This window comes from Lichenifustis flavocetrariae (assembly GCF_026130545.1).
GTDB lineage: Bacteria > Pseudomonadota > Alphaproteobacteria > Rhizobiales > Beijerinckiaceae > Lichenihabitans > Lichenihabitans flavocetrariae.
Genome location: NZ_JAMOIM010000001.1, coordinates 456,305 through 474,421, shown reverse-complemented (window position 1 = coordinate 474,421; position 18,117 = coordinate 456,305). Strand labels below are relative to the sequence as shown.

Below are 18,117 nucleotides of genomic sequence, written 5' to 3'. Positions count from 1 at the left end.
TCGCCGTTCAGGCAAAATCTAGCCGCGCAAAATCCCTTGCTCCTCAAACGCCACCCGTCCGTCGACCAGAGTCAACTTCACCCGACCTTCCATACGGCTGCCATCGAAGGGCGTATTGCGGCAGCGTGAGCGCAGCGAGTTCGTGTCGAGCACGAAAGGTTCGTCGGGATCGAAGCGAATGAGATCGGCCGGGGCGCCGACCGCCAGCCGGCCTTGCGGCAATCCCAGAATCAAGGCCGGCTTGCAGGTCAATGCGGCCATGAGATCCGGCAGGCCCACCTGTCCGGCATGAAACAGGCGCAGCGCGGCGGACAGCAGCGTCTCGAGGCCGATGGCGCCGGGCGCAGCTTCCGCGAAGGGGAGGCGCTTTGTTTCCACATCCTGCGGATTGTGATCGGAAACGATCGTGTCGATCACGCCGTCGCGCAGCCCCTCGACGAGCGACAGACGCTCATCCTCGCCGCGCAAGGGCGGCGACAATTTCAGGAACGTGCGGTAATCGCCGATATCCGACTCGTTGAGTGTCAGATGGTTGATGGTGGTCGAGCACGTCACCGGCAACCCGTCAGCCTTGGCCCGCGCAATCAGGGCGAGCGACTGCGACGAACTGACGACCGCCGCGTGATAGCGCGCGCCCGTCAGAGCCACGAGACGCAGGTCGCGTTCGAGAACGATCGTTTCGGCTTCGCGCGGAATGCCGGTGAGTCCGAGGCGGCTCGCGAGCTCCCCCTCGTTCATCACGCCACCATCGGCGAGCGACGCATCCTCGCAGAAATGCATGACCAGGGCGCTGAAGTCTCGCGCGTAAGTAAGCGCGCGCCGCATCACACGTGCGTCGGCAACCGAATGGAGTCCGTCCGTGAAGGCCACGGCGCCAGCCGCCTGTAGAAGCCCCACTTCGGACAATTCGTGACCGGCCGCCTTGCGGGTGAGCGTCGCTGCCGACAGGACCTTGATTCGACCGGTGTCGCGTGCCCGGCGAAGCAGGAAGTCGACGACGGCCGGGTCGTCGATCGGGGGATCTGTGTTGGGCATCGCCAGCATTGTGGTGATGCCACCGGCCGCCGCCGCCGCGGTCGCAGTCGCGATCGTCTCGCGATGCTCGGCGCCCGGTTCGCCCACGAAGGCTCGAAGATCGATGAGGCCAGGCGAAACGCAGTCGCCGTGGCAATCGACGACCTTCACATCCCCTGGAAGCGCTCCGGCCGAGACCCCCGCCCCCAGCGCCATGATCACGCCGTCGCGGACCAGCACACCGCCGCGCGCCTCCGTGAGCTGCTCCGGATCGATCAGCCGTGCGTTGACAAGCGCGAGCGGCGCTGGCGAAAGGGCGTGAACGCTCATTGCGGCGAACTGTTCGGCAGATGACGCGCAAGAGCTTCGAGGACCGCCATGCGGACCGCGACCCCCATCTCGACCTGCTCCTGGATCAAGGATTGCGCCCCGTCTGCCACGAGGGTGTCGATCTCGACGCCGCGGTTCATCGGGCCGGGATGCATCACGAGCGCGTCGGGTTTGGCGAGCTTCAGCTTGGCCTCATCAAGGCCGAAGAAGCGGAAATATTCGCGCGTCGACGGCACGAAGCCGCCGTTCATCCGCTCGCGCTGCAGGCGCAGCATCATGACGATGTCGGCGTCGCGGAGCGCCAGCGTCATGTCGCGAAAGACAGTCACGCCCATGCGTTCGATCCCAGCGGGCAGCAGCGTCGACGGCCCGCAGACCCGGACCTGGGCGCCGAGCGCCGACAGGGCCAGAATGTTCGAGCGTGCCACACGAGAATGAAGGATATCGCCGCAGATCACGACCACAAGGCCCTCGATCCGCCCCTTGTTGCGCCGAATCGTCAAGGCGTCGAGCAGCGCCTGGGTCGGGTGCTCATGCGCGCCGTCACCCGCGTTGACCACGGAGCAGCCGACCTTGCGGGCAAGCAGGTGCACGGCTCCGGCCTGATTGTGCCGCACCACGATGATGTCCGGATGCATGGCGTTGAGCGTCGCGGCCGTATCGATCAGCGTCTCGCCCTTTTTGATCGAAGAGGCCGCCACCGCCATGTTCATGACGTCGGCACCGAGCCGTTTGCCGGCGATCTCAAAGGACGATTGGGTGCGGGTGGACGCTTCGAAGAAAAGATTGATCTGCGTCCGGCCCCGCAAGGTCGAGCGTTTCTTCTCGACCTGCCGGGAGAGATCGACGGCCTCGTTGGCGAGATCGAGCAGGGCCGTCAACTCCAACGCCGACAGACCCTCGATGCCGAGGAGATGACGATGGGAAAAGACCGGCGTGGCAGCGGACATGCCTGCCGTCTAGCGGTCGCGGCGCCCATGGGCAAGCGCGATGCGCAGATTGCGGTCAGGACTGCGGAATTTCGAGGGCACATTGGGGCGCCGGAACGAGTGGCACTGTACTGCGCTTCGTCCGCGTGAACAGAGCAATCGCCACCACCACGCCGAGGAGTTGGAGAAGCGAGCCGATCCATTCGGGCGCCGTCGGCCAGCGGTGTTCGAAGATGAACCCGTATGTCAGGCCGAACACCGTTTCTCCCACGATCAATTGCGAGAGAAGCGCCAGAGGAAGCCGCCGTGACGCCACCACCCAAAGCCACGTCGCGATCCAGGAACCGACGAGGCCCATCAGCAAGACCCAGAACAAAAATGAGAGGCGCGCGGCGGGAGACGCGATCTCGAAATGCTCGACGGAAACGGCCGGGATGAGCAGCAGGGCGCCCAATCCGGCCCCGAGACCTTGCAGTCCAGTCCAGTGCAGACCGTCGGGCGGATTGGGTCCCTGCATCACACGGGCGTTCACCCAGCCGAAACCCGCCCAGGCCGCGAGCGCGAGACCCGAGAACACAATCCCGAGCAGCAAAGCCAGCCCCTGCCCCGGGGGCGCCTGCCCGATGCCGTCGATGTTGACGATCAGAAGCCCTGCGAGAATGAAACCGAGCGGCCATGCCAGACGCCCCCATGGCAGCGACGCATCGCGCCGGTTCGCCAGGATAGCGAGCAGGACCGGCGCAATCCCGACGATCAGCGGCGGAATGGCGGCGCCGGCGAGCTTCACCGCATAGGCAACGCTCACGAAGTAGCCAACCGCGGACACACCGCCGAAGAGAAGACCTCGCGCCGCCTGCGCGAGCGGCATGCGCGGGAGGCGCAATCGAGGGTGAAGCATGAGGAGGAGCGACGTGATGCCGAACAGCCCGTAGCGCACCACCAGAAGGTCCCACGTCGAAAACGGGGCGACGGCCCGCGGGGCCACGAAGGTCAGCCCCCAAAGCGCGCAGGTGGCGAGCCCCGCCAAGATCCCGATCAACATGATATCTCCGAGCCGCATCGAGACGCGTGGCGCTTACCCGCATTCATTTTGCGAGACCCCGTCTTTGTCGGCTTGTCTGAATACGAACAAGACCGTGTTGGCGATTTGAGGCCTTAATCGACGGCATGACCGCCAACGTGATCCACTTACCGCAGCTGTGAGGTCTTTTCGTCGGCACCTCCCGCTCCCATTTGACTAACCCTTGGGGCTCAACCATGGTCCGCGCCGTTTTGGCGAGCGGATCACCGTATTGCGCACGCCACCAAGGATCGGACCTGAATGAACCTCGTCATTGTCGAGTCCCCGGCGAAAGCGAAGACCATCAATGGTTATCTCGGCAAGGATTACGAGGTTCTGGCCTCATTCGGCCATGTGCGCGATCTGCCGGCCAAGGACGGGTCCGTCGATCCCGACCAGGATTTCGCGATGGTCTGGGAGACGGATGACCGAGGAGGTAAGCGCCTCGCCGAAATCGGCCGCGCCGCCAAGACGGCCAGCAAGATCATTCTGGCGACCGACCCGGACCGCGAGGGCGAGGCCATTTCCTGGCACGTGCTTGAAGTGCTGAAGGCCAAGAAGCTGATCAAGGACAAGCCGGTCGAGCGGGTGGTGTTCAATGCCATCACCAAAACCGCCATCCGCGACGCGATGAACAATCCGCGCCCGGTCGACCAGGCCCTCGTCGACGCCTATCTGGCCCGGCGTGCTCTCGACTATCTCGTCGGCTTCAATCTTTCACCTGTGCTGTGGCGCAAATTGCCGGGCGCCCGTTCGGCGGGCCGCGTCCAATCCGTGGCCCTGCGCCTCGTCTGCGATCGGGAACGCGAGATCGAGCTGTTCAAGCCGCGCGAATATTGGTCGATCGAAGCCCAGCTCAAGACCGCCAAGGGCGCGGTTTTCACGGCGCGGCTTGCCGGCGCGGACGGCAAGAAGATCACGCGGCTCGATGTCGGCACCGAGCAGGAAGCCATGGCGTTCCGGGCGGCGCTCGACGCCGCCAAATTCAGCGTGGCCGAGATCGAATCGAAGCCCGCCAAGCGCCATCCTTATCCACCATTCCGCACCTCGACGCTGCAGCAGGATGCCTCGCGCAAGCTCGGCCTTTCGCCCGCTCGCACCATGCAGATCGCTCAGAAACTCTATGAAGGAATCACGCTGGGCGGCGAGACGGTTGGTCTCATCACCTACATGCGAACAGACGGCATCGACATGGCGCCCGAGGCCATCAGCGGCGTCCGCAAGGTGATCGGCGACCTGCACGGCGACCGTTACGTCCCCTCGGTTCCGCGCAAATACACCGCCAAGGCCAAGAACGCCCAGGAGGCGCACGAGGCCATCCGGCCCACCGACTTCTCGCGCCTGCCGCGCGACATGGCCCGCTACCTCGAACCCGACCAGGCCAAGCTCTATGAGCTGATCTGGAAACGCACGGTGGCGAGCCAGATGGAATCGGCCGAACTCGAGCGCACCACGGTCGACATCCTGGCCGAGGCGGGTGGCCGCAAGCTCGATCTCCGCGCCACCGGGCAAGTGATCCGCTTCGACGGGTTTCTGACGCTCTATGGCGTGGACACCGAAGAAGAGGGTGATGACGACGGCCGTCTTCCCCCCATGGCGCGCGGCGAAACCTTGGCCAAGGAGAAGATCGACGCCGACCAGCATTTCACCGAGCCGCCGCCCCGCTATGCGGAGGAAGGGCTGATCAAGCGCATGGAGGAGTTGGGCATCGGTCGCCCTTCCACCTATGCGGCGACTCTCGCGGTGCTGCGTGACCGCGAATACGTCAAGATCGACAAGAAGAAGCTCGTGCCGGAGGACAAGGGGCGCCTCGTCACAGCCTTTCTCGAATCCTTCTTCAACAAGTGGGTCGACTACGATTTCACCGCCGGGCTCGAGGAGCAGCTCGATCGGATCTCCAACCACGAGATCGACTGGCGCGCCGTGCTGCGCGATTTCTGGACCGATTTTTCGGCCGCCATCGGTGGTACAAAGGACCTGCGGACCACGGAGGTCCTCGACAATTTGAACGAGCTGCTGGGCCCGGCGATTTTCCCGCCGAGGGCCGATGGGCTCGATCCGCGCCTCTGCCCCTCCTGCAACAGCGGCCAGCTGTCGCTCAAGGTCGGCAAGTTCGGTGCCTTCGTGGGCTGCTCGAACTACCCCGAATGCAAGTACACCCGGACGCTGTCGGCGACCGGCGCCGAGGGGACCGGCGAGGGGGAAAAACCGGGCCAGCGCAGCCTTGGAACCGATCCCGTCAGCGGCCAGGAGGTCACGGTCCGGGACGGGCGCTTCGGCACCTACATCCAACTCGGCGAAGGCGAGAAGCCGAAGCGTTCGTCACTGCCGAAAGGCGTGACCCCCGCGAGCATCGATCTCGAAAAAGCCTTGGCCTTGCTGTCCCTGCCCCGCGAGGTGGCGAAGCATCCCACCTCGGGCGAGCCCATCCTGGCCGGCATCGGGCGCTACGGCCCCTATGTGCAGCACGGCAAGACCTACGCCAACCTCGGCAATGACGACGACGTTCTCGAAATCGGCGGCAACCGAGCCATCGATCTCATCGTCGGCAAGGAAACCGGAACGGGCGAACGGCGCGGCCGGGGCGCGGCCCCAGCCGGGCGCACGATCGGCGATCACCCGGAGGGGGGCGCCGTGACGGTCCGGGACGGTCGGTTCGGTGCCTACGTCAACTGGGGCAAGGTCAACGCGACGCTGCCGAAAGGCACGGCACCAGAGACGATCGAGCTCGACGAGGCGCTCCGGCTGATCGAAGCGCGGGCCGCAGCCCAACCGAGCGGACGCAGCCCGACCAAGGGCCGCGCGACCACGAAGGCGAAGCCGGCCGCGAAAGCTAAGGCGCCAACCAAAGCCGCAAAGGCGCCCGTAAAAGCCAGAGCTCGCAAGACGTCGTGAGCGGCTCAGACGGGAACGAGGCACGATGCCCCGGCCCCGTCACGATAAGATCGTCAACCCAGCCCGGCGTCCTTGAGCCGCTGGGCCACGTTCTGGGCCAAGCGGTCGAGCCCCTCGTCGACGGGCACCTCCATGGACACCATCTGCCGAAGGGTGGAGGCCCATTCGGTCGTGACATTGAAGAAGAGCGGCTGAGGCGTGAAGTAGATCTGCGCTCCAGGGGAGGAGACGTTGAGTTGCTCGATGTAGCCGGGATAGCGCTTGGCGATCCGGGCATGCCATTCCGAATCGTCGGCGACGGTCGCGCGAACCGGGTTGATGAAATCCTTCGTGCGGGCGCCGAACAGGCCGTGCTCGAGCGAGGAGGCCCACTGCATCCAGTACCAGGCCGCATCCTTCTGCTTTGAAAAGCGCGACATGGCCAGCGACCAGATCCAGACGTTCGGGGTCGGTGCGGCGGCGGCCGGGTTGGGTTTGAACGCGTGGTAGCCGATATTGTCGGCCTCCGCGTTGCCGATGTCATTTGCGAAATAGCCGATGACGTCGGCGTCATAGATCAAGCCTGAGAGGCCAGCGCCAAGATCCGCGCCGACCTGATACCACGTGTACGTCGACCAGTTTCTAGGCCCAGACTGCTGGATCATCCTGACCCAGTCCCTGTGAAACTCCTTGGATTCCCTCGTGTTCATGGCGGGCGTCAGCTTGCCGTCCGCAACCGTGAAATCCTTCTGCCCGAAGTTGGTGTAGCCCGAGAGGAATCCCGGATGGATCGTCGCCCAGGAGCGCGAGCCGCGCACCCCGACCCCATAGGGGCCACCCGCGTCCTTCTGAAACTTGGCAGCGCCGTCTATCAGTTCGGCCATGCTGTTCGGCGGCTGCATCTTCAGCTTGTCGTACATTCGACGGTTGTAGCTGATCGAGTTCAGCTCATAGCCCCACGGAATGCACCATTGCTTCGCATCGTCGGTGCCGAGCGCCGCGCCGGCAATACCGTTCCACGCCGTCGAGGCCCTTAGGCCGGGGAGTATGTCGTTCCAGTTGTAATGAGGGTTCGTCTTGCCGGCGTCGGCGAGATAGGGCTTGAGATCTTCGACCCAGCCTGCCGGACCGTAGGTCCACGTCATATAGGCGCCGGTCATGAAGGCATCGTACCGGTCGGACTTGGACGACAGCTCGACCGCCAGTCTGTCAAAAAACACGTCCTCCGGAAAGAGGTCGTAAGAGACATCCATGCCGGTCAGGGACTTGAAACTGTCGAGATCTGCGATCATCGCATCCGAATAGGGATGCTTGCTGAGCAGAAGCTTGAGGCTTTTGCCCTTGTATTTCATCCAGTCGAAGTCGGCCGCCATGGCTGCGGTCGAGGCCGCCCCGAGAAGCGAATGGGCCGCCGATGTCGCGACACCGAGCTTCGCGGTTGCCGCGAGCAGCTCGCGTCGGCTGAGGCGCCGGCCAGCGAAGGCATTGAAGAGATCTTTTTCCTTGTCGTACATGGCGACCTTCCTCAATCGAACGATCCCTGGGCCTACCTGTCTATTTACAACGTGCAACCGGTCCAGAAGTGACCATCAGAGAGCCGCGCCGTAGGTTCATCGGTCAACAGACCGTGAAGAAGGCGGCTTTTGGCCATTTTTTGAGATTTTTGCAGGAGCACCGCGCAACCGTGCGCCGGTTTCATGCTCAACGGGAGAACCGTACGGGCAACACGCAAAGGCCCGATTTTCAGGAAGCGTGATAATCTCCGGTAACAGCTGCCTCGAAGCGGTTCTCAACGACGTCGAAACACCCTATGAAGTGACAGGCGAGGCACGCCGAGGTTACGACGGGGTTCATGACTACACAGGTCGCGGAAGCGGTGCGAGGACGGCAGGAACCCGCGGCTGAGGCTGGCCCGGAGGCGACTGGTACCCGCACGGTGTACATCAAATCCTTCGGCTGCCAGATGAACGTCTATGACGCGGGCCGAATGGCGGATGCTCTTGCGCCTGAAGGATATCGCGAGGTGAGCGATGTCGAAAGCGCCGACCTGGTGATCCTCAACACCTGCCACATTCGAGAACGGGCAACCGAGAAGGTTTTTTCCGAGCTCGGTCGCCTACGCGAGATGAAAGACGAAAGGGCGGCGAGCGCCCGGCCGCTGACCCTGGCGGTCGCGGGTTGCGTCGCTCAGGCCGAAGGGGCTGAAATCGTGCGGCGGCAAAAGGCCGTGGACGTCGTAGTCGGCCCACAGAGCTACCATCGCCTGCCGGAATTGCTGCGGCAGGCGCACGGCCGCCACGCGGTCGATACGGATTTTCCGGTCGAGGACAAGCTCGACCATATCGCCGCCCCTTCGCCCGCCAAGATCCGCTCTCGCGGCCTTTCGGCTTTCGTCACGATCCAGGAGGGGTGCGACAAGTTCTGCACCTTCTGCGTCGTGCCCTATACACGCGGCGCCGAAGTGTCACGCCCGCCCGAGAAGGTGCTGGCCGAGGTCGAAACGCTCGTCGCGTCCGGTGTTCGCGAGGTGACGCTGCTCGGTCAGAACGTCAACGCTTATCACGGGGTCGATGGTGCCGGCGCAGCATGGTCGCTCGCGCGCCTCGTGCGTCAGCTCGATGCCCTCCCGGACCTGGTCCGGGTCCGGTACACGACAAGTCATCCGAACGACATGGCCGACGACCTGATCGCGGCACACCGGGATGTGCCGAGCCTGATGCCGTTCCTTCACTTGCCGGTGCAATCGGGGTCGGACCGCGTGCTGGCCGCCATGAACCGCAAGCATCGCGCGGCCGACTATCGGGCTCTCGTTGCACGCGTCCGGGCAGCATGCCCCGACATTGCGCTCTCGTCCGACTTCATCGTCGGATTTCCCGGAGAAACAGAGGCCGACTTCCAGGCAACGCTCGACCTGATCGCGGAAATCACCTTCGCGTCGACCTTCTTCTTCATCTATTCGCCCCGCGCCGGAACACCGGGTGCCACCCTGCCCGATCAGGTCCCGGACTCTGTGAAGCGCGACCGTCTCGCCCGGCTCCAGACCCTCGTCGAGTCGCAGCGTCACGGCTTCAACGCGTCAGCGGTCGGTCGCACGATGCCGGTGCTGTTCGAGAAACTAGGTCGCCATCCCGGCCAGCTGGTCGGAAAGAGCCCCTATTTGCAACCGGTCCATGTTGAGGGACCGGCGACGTTGATCGGCACGGTTCACGACGTGGCCATTGAATCCGTCGAGGCCAATTCCCTATTTGGACGGGTGCTGCCGCGCCCGCCGTCGGCCACGCTCGAAAGAGAGAGCCTATATGAGACCACCTGATCGCGTTCCGTCGTCGGGCCGCCGCAGCATCAGGGACATGCAACCGCCAGCGCTGCTTCCCGGCGGTCCGATTCGCGATGGTGGCGATCCGCTCTCCGACGTGAGCCTCACCTTCGACGACAACAGGCTGACCTCGTTGGTGCTCGGCCAATTCGATCAGAATCTCGCGAAGATCGAACGCCGTCTCGGTGTTCGGGCAACCGCCAATGGCAATCATGTGGTCATCAAGGGGCCGCCCGATGCCTGCGAGCAGGCCAGGCGTGTCCTTGAAGCGCTTTACGCTCGCGTCAAGGGAGGCGCGAGTCTCACTTTGGGCGACGTCGACGGCGCGATCGAAGAAGGCGTGCTGCAGGGATCCCTGTTCCCCAAGCAGAGTGAGCCGGAGCGGAGCGCCTTCGACGAAATCCGCACCCGCAAGCGTGGTTCCGTGAAGGCCCGGACGGCCGCGCAGGACATCTACATGCGGGCGCTCAAGAACCACGAGCTTGTCTTTGCCGAAGGCCCGGCCGGCACCGGCAAGACTTGGCTGGCGGTGGGCCATGCCGTGGCGCTGCTCGAACGCGGCCTCGTCGAGCGGCTCATCCTGTCGCGCCCCGCCGTCGAGGCGGGCGAACGGCTCGGGTTCCTGCCCGGTGACATGAAGGACAAGGTCGACCCCTATCTTCGCCCTGTCTACGATGCGCTTTACGATTTCATGGATGCCCGCATGGTCGAGCGCGGCATGCTCACGGGCATGATCGAAATTGCCCCCCTGGCCTTCATGCGCGGGCGCACTCTGACCAATGCCGTCGTGCTGCTCGACGAAGCGCAAAATGCCACCGCCATGCAGATGAAGATGTTCCTGACCCGTCTCGGAGAGGGGTCGCGGATGATCATTACCGGCGACCCGACCCAGACCGATCTCCCGCCGGGTCAAAAGTCGGGCCTGAGCGAAGCCGTTCGCCTCTTGTCCGGCCTCGAGGGTATTGCTCACGTCACATTCCGCGAAGGCGATGTCGTGCGACACGATCTCGTGCGCCGCATCGTTGCGGCCTATGAGGCGGCGACACGTGCCCAGGTGGAGGCAGGCCAGGGCCGATGAGCCTTCACATTGATCTTGCCGTGGAAGATTCCGGTTGGGAGGCCCTCGGCGACCTCGACGGCCTCCTCCAGCGCGCCGTCGACCAGGCGCAACGAACGGCTGGGCTCGACCTCGCGAAAGAGGCCGAGATTTCCGTCCTGCTCTGTGATGATGCAACGGTCCGGACATTGAACCGGCAATGGCGCGGTCTCGACAAGGCCACCAACGTCTTGTCGTTTCCGGCTTCGTCGCCCTTGCCGTTGAAAGAAAAGCCGTTGCTGGGCGATCTCGCCATTGCGTTCGAAACCGTGCGCCGCGAAGCGGAGCATGACGGCAAGACGCTTAGCGATCATCTCACCCATCTCGTCGTGCATGGCTTCCTGCATCTCGTTGGTTTCGACCATGAGGTGGAGCACGAGGCTGTCGCCATGGAGGCATTGGAGACCCGCATCCTCGCCGTACTCAAGATCGCCGACCCCTATGCCGACACCGACCCAGCCGAGGCGTCGACATCATGAGCAGTCGTGATGCCGATGCCCGTGCTGAGAAACGGAGCGAGCCTCCGACCTTGCTCGAGCGCATGCGCTCGTTGTTCGGCCTGAGCGCCGCCAACGTCCGAGACGACATCGAAGACGCCCTGGACGAGCCCGATCCGGACGCCGTGTTTTCTCCGCAGGAGCGCACGATGCTCCGCAACGTGCTGAACCTGCACGAAATCAGGGTCGAGGACATCATGGTGCCGCGCGCCGACATGATCGCGGTCGACTGCAAGGCGAACCTCAAGACGGTGCTGACGGTGTTTCGCGAAGCCTCGCATTCGCGGCTTCCGGTGCATGGCAACACGCTCGACGATCCCAAAGGCATGATCCACATCCGCGACTTCGTGGATGTGATCGCCGAGCCGGAGACGGGCGACAGCGTGACCGTGCAGGTCGACATGAGCCGGAGCATCGAGGATGCCGGGGTGATGCGCCCTGTCCTGTTCGTTCCGCCCTCCATGCCGGCCCTCGACCTGCTTGTCCGCATGCAGACGACGCGCACCCATATGGCCTTGGTGATCGACGAATTCGGTGGGACCGACGGTCTCGTGACCATCGAGGACATCGTCGAAGTCATCGTTGGGGACATCGAGGACGAACACGATGAGGACGAGCGCCCGATCGTCACCTCGGAACCCGACGGCACCTATCTGGCGGATGCAAGGGCCGACATCGAGGATGTCGTGAAAGTGGTCGGAAGTGCGGTCGCGACCGACGAGGAGGCCGAGGATGTCGATACGCTCGGCGGCCTGATCACATCGCTGGCCGGTCGCGTTCCCGCCGTGGGCGATGTCGTGTCGGGTGAAGGTCCGCTGGCGTTCGAAATTCTCGATGCCGACTCGCGTCGGGTCAAGCAGGTCCGCATCCGTCCGAAAGTGGCGGCGAACTCGTCGGAAGCCGCGACAGCCGCCGTGCAGAATCTCGAGACCGGGTCCTGAGCGTCACGTCCCGTCGTCGCAGGGTTCCCGTCACCATCGTGTTCGTGCATGTGGTTCGGCCGATGAGGGTTCGGCGTCCGACGATTCGTCGCTGAAACGAATCGACCGGGACGAGTGAATGGCCAAAATCGCGCATTGGATCGTCTTGTCGGAAGGGTGGCGGCGTTGGCTGGTCGCCTTCCTGGCAGGAGCCGCCGGCGCACTTGCGCTTGCACCCGTCAACGCCGTGCCAATGATGTTGGTGCCGATGACCGTCGCGGTCTGGTTGATCGACGGATCGGCGCGCGCCGAGGGAAAACGCCTCGGGAGGATCGTCCGCTGGCGCTCGAGCCTGGCGGCAGCCGGGATAGGCTGGTGGTGGGGGTTCGGCTATTTCGTTGCAGGCTTCTGGTGGCTCGGCGCGGCCTTTCTGGTTGAACCTGGCTATGTCTGGGCGCTTCCTCTCGGTGTCGTAGCCTTGCCGGCCCTCCTGGCGGCTTTTCCGGCGCTCGGTTTCGCATTGGCCCGCACGCTCTGGTCGGCCAATGCCGGCCGCATCATTGCGCTTGCCGCAGGACTCGGCCTGAGCGAGTGGCTGCGCGGCTGGGTCTTCACAGGCTTTCCCTGGAATGCCTACGGTATGTCACTCGGCGGCGATCTCACGCTCGCCCAAGCTGCGAGTGGGGCCGGGCTCGAGGGGCTCACTCTGATCGCGATCGCCGTATTCGCCGCGCCCGCCACCCTGGCCGATCCGGTTTCAGGCGTGACGAGGCGTCTGGCGCCAACGGCGCTCGCGGCTTTCGTGATGTTGGCTTTGGGCGGCTTTGGGCTGCACCGCTTGGCAGCTGGCCCGGTGGGAGACGTGGCTGGTGTGCATCTGCGCCTCATGCAGCCTGACACGCCGCTCGACGAGAACTTCACCTATGTCAACAAAGACAAGATCTTGGCGGACTATCTCGCATTGTCGACTGGCGGATCGTCGTCCGACTCCAACGGCTTGAAGGACGTCACGCATCTGATCTGGCCCGAGTCGCCGTTCCCGTTCATCCTGTCCCGCGAGCCCGATGCACTCGGCACCATTGCGGCCGCTCTGCCGCAGGGCACGCTGCTGGTCACGGGCGCGGCCCGCATGGAAACTGAGCCGAATGCCGGTCCCGGTCATCCAGGACGCGTGCATTATTTCAATGCCGTCGAGGTGCTGGGAGCGGACGGCACCATTCTTGACAGTTACGACAAGGTCCATCTTGTCCCGTTCGGCGAATATCTGCCGCTCGACGGCCTGCTGCGCGCGATCGGGCTCAAGAACTTTGTGCATATTCCGGGGGGCTTCGATTCCGGAGTGCGACGTCGCCTTCTCGATGTGCCCGGCCTGCCACCGGCCGCGCCGGTCATCTGCTATGAGGCGATTTTTTCTGGGGCCGTCCTCCCGGAGGGGCCGAGCGCATCACGCGCCGGCGTGATCCTCAATGTCACCAATGACGGTTGGTTCGGGCAGACTTCCGGCCCCTACCAGCATTTCGCAATGGCACGCCTAAGGGCCATAGAGGAAGGGCTTCCGCTGATTCGCGCCGCCAACACAGGAATCTCGGCGATCATCGACCCTTATGGCCGCATCCGTGCAAGTCTGCCGCTCGGTGCCAGAGGCGTGCTCGACGGTGCTTTGCCGAAACGCATCGCGCCGACGCTCTTCGCCCGCCACTGGCCGATGATTCAGCCTCTGCTCTATACGGCGGCAGTGATCGCAGCACTGTGCTTTGCACTCGCGCGGCGTGCCTGACGTCCCGGCTCTTTATGGCTAATGCACCATAGCGTTCGTTTTATCGAACGAATTTCCGGTTTTCCGCTTGACGGCCTGCCTTCAACGCAGGCAAGTTTTTTCGATTCTGCGAGCGTCGGCTCGTGCCCGGAGTCGCGGAGCGGCGCCGTATCAGGAAATGGAGCATTGGATTTGGCGCGCCCCAGCTACCTCTTCACCAGCGAATCGGTCTCCGAGGGTCACCCCGACAAGGTCTGTGATCGCATCTCCGACGAAATCGTGGACTTGTTTTTTCGCGAAGGCGCCAAAGCGGGTCTCGATCCCTATCAGATCCGGGTCGCGTGCGAGACGCTGGCCACAACCAACCGTGTCGTGATCGCCGGTGAAGTGCGGGGTCCAGAGCTGGCAACGTCAACGATCGTCGAGACGGCCCGCCAGGCCATCAAGGACATCGGCTATGAGCAGGACGGCTTCCACTGGCAGAACGCCCAGGTCGAAGTTCTGCTGCACGCGCAATCGGCCGACATCGCGCAGGGCGTCGATTCCGCCGGCAACAAGGATGAAGGCGCCGGCGACCAGGGCATCATGTTCGGCTACGCCTGCAAGGAAACGCCGGACCTGATGCCCGCGCCAATCCATTATTCCCATCGCATCCTGCAGCTTCTGTCTGAAGCCCGCCGCTCGGGCGCCGAGAAGGCCCTCGGACCAGATGCCAAGAGCCAGGTCACGGTCCGGTACGAGAACGGAAAGCCGGTGGCTGCGACTCAGATCGTCGTGTCGCACCAGCATGTCGATGAGAGCCTGACCTCCGAAGACATGCGGGCGCTCATCGAACCCTATGCCCGCAAGGCGCTGCCCGAAGGATGGATCTCGAATCAGACCGCTTGGCATATCAATCCCACCGGCAAGTTCTTCATCGGCGGACCCGATGGCGACTGTGGCCTGACAGGGCGCAAGATCATCGTCGACACCTACGGCGGGGCGGCCCCGCACGGGGGCGGCGCGTTTTCGGGCAAGGACCCCACCAAGGTCGACCGTTCGGCCGCCTATGCGGCCCGCTATCTCGCCAAGAATGTCGTCGAGGCGGGTCTTGCGGACCGCTGCACCCTCCAATTGTCCTACGCGATCGGCGTCGCCAAACCACTGTCAATCTATGCCGATCTGCATGGCACTGGTCGCGTCGATGCGGGCAAGCTGGAAGCGGTGTTGATGGAGGCCATGGACTTGTCGCCGCGGGGCATCCGCGAGCACCTCAAGCTCAACAAGCCCATCTATGCCCGCACCACCGCCTACGGGCATTTCGGGCGGAAGCCGGACAGCGACGGCGGGTTCTCCTGGGAATCCACGGACTTGGCCGACCAGCTGCGTTCGCATTTGGCCTGAGCGGAACAATGACCGAGGAAGCGGGCGCGGACCGTCCGCGTCCGGGCGAGGGCGGCGTCTTTGGGCGCCGCACCGGTCGCAAGCTGCACAGCACGCAATCGGTGCTGATGCGGGAACTGTTGCCCCGGCTCGCGATCGGGCCGAACGATGATCTCACGCGAGACGCCCTCTTTCCCTCTGCGGCCGAACTGCGGCTGGAAATAGGCTTCGGCGGCGGCGAGCATCTCGCGCATCACGCCGGACACCGACCAACAGCAGGCTTCATCGGCTGCGAACCATTCCGCAATGGCGTCGCGAAGTTTCTGGAATTGGCCGACGCAAAGGCGCTGACCAACGTCGGTATCTGGAACGGGGATGCCGGCCTTTTGATCGACCGGCTGCCGACCGGGAGCCTTGCCGGGGTCGATCTTTTCTATCCCGATCCCTGGCCGAAACGGCGGCAGCGCAAGCGCCGGTTCGTGTCGGACGACATCCTCCATCGGCTGGCGCGCGTTATGGCGCAGGGAACGATGCTGCGCTTTGCGACCGATATCGACGATTATGCCGGCTGGACCCTGGCTCGCGTGCGCCGCTCGCCCCATTTCGCGTGGGAGCCGACGACCGCGGACGATTGGCGCCAACCCTGGCCCGACTGGCCGTCGACCCGCTATGAGGCCAAGGCTCTGCGCGAGGGACGTCCGCCCGTTTACCTGAGCATTGTCAGGAATGGCCAATCGGCGGATTGATCCTCAACCTGTGTTCCCGTCGCCCGGCGCCCCGTACAGATGCAGCGACGCGCCGTGACGCTTCAACCATTGCTCGGCCTCGTCGCTCCGGGGGGCGAGTTGATGGGTCAAGGCCCAGAACGCATCGGAATGGTTCATGTGCACCAGATGCGCAACTTCGTGGGCCGCGAGGTAGTCGAGCACGAGCGGAGGGGCGAAGATCAGCCGCCACGAGAAGTTGAGGCTGCCCCGCGCCGTGCAGGAGCCCCAGCGTGATTTCGTATCGCGCAACGTAAGGCCGGTCACGTGCCGGCCGACCTGAGCGGCATGGCGCCTGACGGCTTCCGCCAGATCCCGCCGCGCCTCGTCGCGCAGAAATCCTTGGACCGTTTGAGCAAAGCTACCGGCCGGGCCACTCACGCACAGCACAGACGATCCGGCAGCTTCCGCCTCCACCCACGCACGGCGTCGGAGACCCGGCCGAGCCACCAGCCGCAGCATCGCGCCGCGCAATGGAATCTCTACTTCGGGCTCGAAAGGCAGAGGCCGGCGGAGGTGACCGACACGGTCCGCCACCCATTCGGCATGCCGGAGCGCGAAAGCCTGCGCGGCCTTGTTCGATCCGTGCGGCGGCATCGTCAGCACAACGTCACCACGGGAGACCCGCACTCGAAGGATGAAACGCCGGGCGTTGGCCACGCGCTTCACGACGACGCGATGACGGACGCCCCGGTGTTCAATGTCGAAGAACTGCGGCTCCGGATTCAGCTTCGGCCGTGTCGGCGACCGGGCACTCATGCGTTGGGGCATCCCTGAGAAACGAAAGGCGGCCTGAACTTAGGACGATGGTCCGGAATCGATCCTTGCATAAGGCAAGGCTTCCGCTTTGGCCGCCCCGACGTCAAGCTCCGGCGCAGGCGCCGCGAAACGCGCCAAAGCCTATCCCGCAAGCCGCTCTGGCACCCGACGCGCATCCAGCATTCGCGCGAAATCGACGATCATCGGCACGATATGGGCACGAAAGCGCGAGCCGTTGAACACGCCATAATGGCCGACGCCCATTTGCACATGGTGCTTTTTCATGTGGGCCGGGATGTTGATGCAGAGGTCCTGCGCGGCTTCCGTCTGGCCGAGGCCCGAGATGTCGTCCTTCTCGCCTTCGATGGTCAACAGGCCGACATGGCGGATCTCCGTCGGATCGACCGGCTTGCCCCGATGGGTCATCTCCCCTTTCGGCAGCGCTTGGCGCACGAAGACGGTCTCGATCGTCTGCATGTAGAACTCCGCCGTGAGATCCATCACGGCCATATACTCGTCATAGAACTCGCGGTGCTTGTCGGCCGAATCGCCGTCGCCTTGGACGAGGTGCTTGAACATGTCGAAATGAGCGTTGACGTGCCGGTCGAGGTTCATGGCCATGAAGCCCGAAAGCTGAAGAAATCCCGGATAGACCGAGCGCCCCATGCCAGGATAGGGGAACGGGACCGTACGCAGGCAGTTCTGTCGGAACCAGTCGGTGCCACGGTCCTCCGCCAGCTTGTTGACAGCCGTCGGCGACCGGCGCGTGTCGATCGGACCGCCCATCAGTGTCATGGAGGCCGGTGACAGGGGATCGTTCTCGGCTTCCATTCGCGCGACCGCGGCCAGCACCGGTACGGCGGGCTGACAAACCGCGAGTGTATGAACCGGAGTCGTCGGCTCCTGGCGGCCGAGCAGCCTGCACATCGCCATGACGTAGTCGATGTAATCGTCGAGATCGAACACCTCGACGGCTTTGGGCACCATCCGGGCGTCGGCCCAATCCGTGATGTAGACATCGAAATGGGGCAGGAACGCCTCGGTTGTCCCGCGCAGCAGGGTGGCGTAATGGCCCGACATTGGGGCGACGATCAACAGCTTGGGTTGTGGCGGCCGACCCTCAAGACCGTCCCGGCGGAAATGCAGCAACTTGCAGAAAGGACGTTCCCAGACGAATTCCTCGTGGACGGTCACTTCCACACCATCGACGACCGTGGTCTCGAATCCGAAAACCGGCTTTCCATAGCGCCGCGTCATCCGTTCGAACAATTCGGCAGAGGCGGCCATGTTGCGCCCGAAGGGCGTATAGGCAGCTGGGTTCAGCGGATTCTTGAACCAAACGCGTGTCGCATCCGACATCATACGGGCCGGGAGAAGCGCCAGATGCGCCATCTCATACATCTGATACGACAGTTTCATCAGCTCAGCTTTCGAACGCAC

General features: G+C 64.0%; 14 protein-coding genes. 8 read left to right on the top strand and 6 right to left on the bottom strand.

Annotated elements, in window-relative coordinates; genetic code table 11:
• Positions 1-18 precede the first annotated feature (18 nt).
• Genes pyrC through M8523_RS02140 form a run of 3 tightly spaced genes read right to left on the bottom strand, consistent with a single transcriptional unit; the run spans position 19 to position 3,315 of the window.
• Positions 19-1,344 carry a dihydroorotase gene (pyrC, locus tag M8523_RS02150; protein WP_282583164.1) on the bottom strand — a complete coding sequence of 442 codons (1,326 nt, stop codon included), beginning with the start codon at positions 1,342-1,344 and terminating at the stop codon, positions 19-21.
• Positions 1,341-2,294: an aspartate carbamoyltransferase catalytic subunit gene (locus tag M8523_RS02145; protein WP_282583163.1), complete on the bottom strand. Its 954-nt coding sequence runs from the start codon at positions 2,292-2,294 to the stop codon at positions 1,341-1,343. Before M8523_RS02145 ends, pyrC begins: the two co-directional genes overlap by 4 nt.
• Before the next feature lie 55 nt (positions 2,295-2,349).
• Positions 2,350-3,315 (bottom strand): DMT family transporter, encoded by a 966-nt coding sequence (locus M8523_RS02140; RefSeq protein ID WP_282583162.1) that lies wholly within the window; start codon positions 3,313-3,315, stop codon positions 2,350-2,352.
• A 279-nt stretch (positions 3,316-3,594) separates the two neighbouring features.
• Here M8523_RS02140 and topA point away from each other — a divergent pair, with 279 nt between their 5' ends.
• Positions 3,595-6,228 (top strand): type I DNA topoisomerase, encoded by a 2,634-nt coding sequence (gene topA / locus M8523_RS02135; protein ID WP_282583161.1) that lies wholly within the window; start codon positions 3,595-3,597, stop codon positions 6,226-6,228.
• 53 nt (positions 6,229-6,281) lie between these two features.
• On the opposite strand, the gene M8523_RS02130 is transcribed toward topA, so the two are convergent.
• Positions 6,282-7,721, bottom strand: a complete 1,440-nt coding sequence (locus tag M8523_RS02130) for an ABC transporter substrate-binding protein (RefSeq protein WP_282583160.1) — start codon at positions 7,719-7,721, stop codon at positions 6,282-6,284.
• Between the two features lie 338 nt (positions 7,722-8,059).
• Here M8523_RS02130 and miaB point away from each other — a divergent pair, with 338 nt between their 5' ends.
• The 7 genes from miaB to trmB all read left to right on the top strand — a co-directional run bounded on the left by miaB (position 8,060) and on the right by trmB (position 15,900).
• Positions 8,060-9,520 carry a tRNA (N6-isopentenyl adenosine(37)-C2)-methylthiotransferase MiaB gene (gene miaB, locus M8523_RS02125; protein WP_282583159.1) on the top strand — a complete coding sequence of 487 codons (1,461 nt, stop codon included), beginning with the start codon at positions 8,060-8,062 and terminating at the stop codon, positions 9,518-9,520.
• The gene (locus M8523_RS02120) at positions 9,507-10,601 is read left to right on the top strand and encodes a PhoH family protein (protein WP_428349632.1); all 1,095 of its coding nucleotides are present in this window, start codon (positions 9,507-9,509) and stop codon (positions 10,599-10,601) included. The genes miaB and M8523_RS02120 overlap by 14 nt, the downstream gene beginning before the upstream one ends.
• Complete coding sequence (gene ybeY / locus M8523_RS02115; protein WP_282583158.1) at positions 10,598-11,098, top strand: rRNA maturation RNase YbeY; 501 nt, start codon at positions 10,598-10,600, stop codon at positions 11,096-11,098. The genes M8523_RS02120 and ybeY overlap by 4 nt, the downstream gene beginning before the upstream one ends.
• Positions 11,095-12,057 (top strand): hemolysin family protein, encoded by a 963-nt coding sequence (locus M8523_RS02110; protein ID WP_282583157.1) that lies wholly within the window; start codon positions 11,095-11,097, stop codon positions 12,055-12,057. The genes ybeY and M8523_RS02110 overlap by 4 nt, the downstream gene beginning before the upstream one ends.
• Before the next feature lie 118 nt (positions 12,058-12,175).
• Positions 12,176-13,813: an apolipoprotein N-acyltransferase gene (gene lnt, locus M8523_RS02105; RefSeq protein ID WP_282583156.1), complete on the top strand. Its 1,638-nt coding sequence runs from the start codon at positions 12,176-12,178 to the stop codon at positions 13,811-13,813.
• A gap of 171 nt (positions 13,814-13,984) precedes the next feature.
• Positions 13,985-15,175 (top strand): methionine adenosyltransferase, encoded by a 1,191-nt coding sequence (metK, locus tag M8523_RS02100; RefSeq protein WP_282583155.1) that lies wholly within the window; start codon positions 13,985-13,987, stop codon positions 15,173-15,175.
• An 8-nt stretch (positions 15,176-15,183) separates the two neighbouring features.
• Positions 15,184-15,900 carry a tRNA (guanine(46)-N(7))-methyltransferase TrmB gene (gene trmB / locus M8523_RS02095; protein ID WP_282583154.1) on the top strand — a complete coding sequence of 239 codons (717 nt, stop codon included), beginning with the start codon at positions 15,184-15,186 and terminating at the stop codon, positions 15,898-15,900.
• A gap of 3 nt (positions 15,901-15,903) precedes the next feature.
• Here the strand turns inward: trmB and M8523_RS02090 are convergent, their stop codons facing one another.
• Entirely contained in the window at positions 15,904-16,677 is a 774-nt protein-coding gene (locus tag M8523_RS02090) for a M48 family metallopeptidase (protein ID WP_282583153.1), read from the bottom strand.
• A 141-nt stretch (positions 16,678-16,818) separates the two neighbouring features.
• Positions 16,819-18,090: a polyhydroxyalkanoate depolymerase gene (locus tag M8523_RS02085; RefSeq protein WP_282583418.1), complete on the bottom strand. Its 1,272-nt coding sequence runs from the start codon at positions 18,088-18,090 to the stop codon at positions 16,819-16,821.
• Between the last annotated feature and the right edge of the window lie 27 nt (positions 18,091-18,117).

Coding starts and splice junctions, on each gene's coding strand:
- M8523_RS02145 (WP_282583163.1), bottom strand. CDS start 2,294: ATGTCCGCTGCCACGCCGGTCTTTTCCCATCGTCATCTCCTCGGCATC.
- M8523_RS02140 (WP_282583162.1), bottom strand. CDS start 3,315: ATGTTGATCGGGATCTTGGCGGGGCTCGCCACCTGCGCGCTTTGGGGG.
- lnt (WP_282583156.1), top strand. CDS start 12,176: ATGGCCAAAATCGCGCATTGGATCGTCTTGTCGGAAGGGTGGCGGCGT.
- miaB (WP_282583159.1), top strand. CDS start 8,060: ATGACTACACAGGTCGCGGAAGCGGTGCGAGGACGGCAGGAACCCGCG.
- trmB (WP_282583154.1), top strand. CDS start 15,184: ATGACCGAGGAAGCGGGCGCGGACCGTCCGCGTCCGGGCGAGGGCGGC.
- M8523_RS02130 (WP_282583160.1), bottom strand. CDS start 7,721: ATGTACGACAAGGAAAAAGATCTCTTCAATGCCTTCGCTGGCCGGCGC.
- pyrC (WP_282583164.1), bottom strand. CDS start 1,344: ATGAGCGTTCACGCCCTTTCGCCAGCGCCGCTCGCGCTTGTCAACGCA.
- ybeY (WP_282583158.1), top strand. CDS start 10,598: ATGAGCCTTCACATTGATCTTGCCGTGGAAGATTCCGGTTGGGAGGCC.
- M8523_RS02090 (WP_282583153.1), bottom strand. CDS start 16,677: ATGAGTGCCCGGTCGCCGACACGGCCGAAGCTGAATCCGGAGCCGCAG.
- M8523_RS02110 (WP_282583157.1), top strand. CDS start 11,095: ATGAGCAGTCGTGATGCCGATGCCCGTGCTGAGAAACGGAGCGAGCCT.
- M8523_RS02120 (WP_428349632.1), top strand. CDS start 9,507: ATGAGACCACCTGATCGCGTTCCGTCGTCGGGCCGCCGCAGCATCAGG.
- topA (WP_282583161.1), top strand. CDS start 3,595: ATGAACCTCGTCATTGTCGAGTCCCCGGCGAAAGCGAAGACCATCAAT.